This is a genomic window from Streptomyces sp. NPDC005195, assembly GCF_040608315.1.
GTDB classification, from domain to species: Bacteria; Actinomycetota; Actinomycetes; order Streptomycetales; family Streptomycetaceae; genus Streptomyces; species Streptomyces kaempferi.
The window spans coordinates 1-2,347 of sequence record NZ_JBEXHZ010000245.1 but is presented as its reverse complement, the minus strand read 5'-3'; the positions used below and the strand labels follow the sequence as shown (position 1 = coordinate 2,347).

Here is a 2,347-nt window from a genome sequence, read left to right as displayed (position 1 = left end):
GGCCGGGCGGCCGCTGCGCGGAATGCTCCGCCCGCCGGGGCTGCGGGACGCCCTCGGGTCTCTCAAGGGCCTCTACGACACCGTCGTCCCGGTCCCGGTCCCGGGAGGCTGAGGTCCCGGGCCGGGGCGACGTGCCCGGCTCACCGCACCGTCGGTGAGGGTGACACGGAGCTTCCCGCGGGCGGGGTGAGGACGACGGTCGGCTCACCCGGCGCGGGCGGGGGCGGCGTGACGTTCTGGGAGGGCAGCTTCGGCGGGGTGGTCTCCTGGAACAACACCTGGTCGAAGTTGACCAGTCCGGTCTTCTCCATCACCGTGATGTGGTCCAGCACGGTGTCGTTGGCCTGGTCGGCCAGCTGACGCACCAGGGAGTTCTCGGTGGTGGACCTGATCTTCGCGACGGTGAGGAAGATCGTTCCGTGGGTCAGCCGCAGGATGTTGGCGAAGTCCGTGTCGAACTGCTTGCCGGTGTCACCGCTCAGGGTCGCGACGAAGCCCTGCTGCTGCGGCGACGGCTTGTTGGGGATGGTGATGCCGAGCGTGGCGGCGACCTTGCGGTCGGTGTCGTCCAGCGCGGCGTGGCCCCTGATCAGGTGGTCACCGGCGGTTCTGACCGCGGGGATGGTGCCCTTCTGGAGCGCCAGCTGTCCGACCGGGTACTCCCAGAGTCCCGCCGCCCGCACCTTGACCACGAAGTCACGGTCGGCCTCGGTCAGCGGGCCCGTCGGAGTGTTGGCGATCACGCGGTTCGGGGCGCTGGACGTGGTCTGCACACCGATCACGGCGGGGTACGCGAGCGCGGCGAGCGTCAAGGTCAACGCACCTGCCACGAAGAGCGTTCCTGCGTTCCGTGCAATGCGCATCGAGCCTCCTGGCGGGGGCGGCAGCGCGGGGCGGGGCCCCGTCGTGCCGCATGGTGAATCCGGTGCGAGTGGATCCGGTGGTGCTGACGCCCACCAGTACGCACGCGTTCGACGAAGAAATCTCTAAGGATTGTAAAATCCCCGGTGACTTCCCTCAGTCACGGCCCCGGGCGTTCTTGAAGCGGGCCAGCCCGTCCGGAAGTTCTACCACGGGGTCCGGGTAGTCGTAGGCGGCGCGGTCCAGGCCCCGCAGCTTCCACGGCTCGTGCACGGCGGCGCCCTCGATCCCCTCCAGTTCGGGCACCCACCGGCGGACGTACACCCCGTCCGGGTCGTAGCGCTTCGCCTGGATCACCGGGTTGAGGACCCGGTTGGGCCGGGTGTCCGTGCCCGTCCCGGCCATCCACTGCCAGTTGAGCTGGTTGTTGGCGACATCGCCGTCCACCAGCAGGTCCAGGAAGTGCCGGGCCCCGACCCGCCAGTCCACGTACAGCGTCTTGGTGAGGAAGCTCGCCGTCAGCAGGCGCCCCCGGTTGTGCATCCAGCCCTCGTGGCGCAGCTGGCGCATCGCCGCGTCGATCACCGGATAGCCGGTGAGCCCCTCCTTCCACGCGGCGATGTCCTCCCGCGCGTCGGTCTCCGAGCGCCAGGCGTCATGCCGGGTGCGGTAGTCGGCCAGGGCCGCGTCCGGCCGCGCGGCGAGCACCTGGTGGTGGAAGTCCCGCCAGGCCAGCTGACGTACGAAGGCCTCGGCGCCCGCCCCGCCCGCGCCACGGGCCCGGTGCACCAGCTCGACCGGGGAGAGCGAGCCGAAGTGCAGGTGCGGGGAGAACCTGGAGGTGGCGTCGCCGGGAAGGTCGTCGTGCCGGTCCTCGTACGACGCGATCCCGCTCCGCAGCCAGGAGGCGAGCATCCTGCGGGCCTCCGTCTCGCCGCCCCGTGCCAGCCCTTCGGAGACCCCGGACAGGTCCTCGCGGGAGGGGACCGGCTCCGAGCCGACACCGTCCGGCACCCGGACCGTCCGCGGCGCGGCGACCGCGCCGCGCAGCGCCTGCTGCGACCAGTGCCGGAAGTACGGGGTGAAGACCGCGAAGTGGTCCGACGAGACCGGGGTGACGGCACCGGGCGCGAGCGCGGTGATCACGGTGTCGTGGACGTGCAGCCGGCACCCCTCGGCCTCCAGGGCCGCGCGCAGCCGGTCCTCGCGGCGGCGCGCGTAGGCGCTGACCCCCGCGGCCATGTGCACCTCGTCGGCGTCGGCCTCGGAGACCACCTTGCACACCTGGGCGATCACGTCGCCGGAACGCACCACCAGCCGGCCGCCCCGCTCGCGCAGTCCGGCGTCGAGGTCCGCCAGACAGTCCGCGAGGAACGCCATCCGGTTGGGAGCCGTGAACCCGGCCGCGGCGACGGCGTCGTCGCGCACGAAGAGGGGAACCAGCGCGGCCGAACCGTCGTGGGCCGCCCGCAGCGCCGGATGGTCG

The 2,347-nt window shown here is 72.0% G+C and carries 2 protein-coding genes; both read right to left on the bottom strand.

Translation table 11 applies throughout. The annotated features are described in order from the left end of the window. Positions 1-140: 140 nt before the first annotated feature. On the bottom strand, positions 141-863 hold the full coding sequence (locus tag ABZV34_RS38565) for a DUF4142 domain-containing protein (RefSeq protein ID WP_356287680.1): 723 nt from the start codon (positions 861-863) through the stop codon (positions 141-143). A gap of 154 nt (positions 864-1,017) precedes the next feature. Next, positions 1,018-2,347: deoxyribodipyrimidine photo-lyase (locus tag ABZV34_RS38560; RefSeq protein WP_356287677.1), on the bottom strand; the 1,330-nt coding region annotated here is incomplete at its 5' end.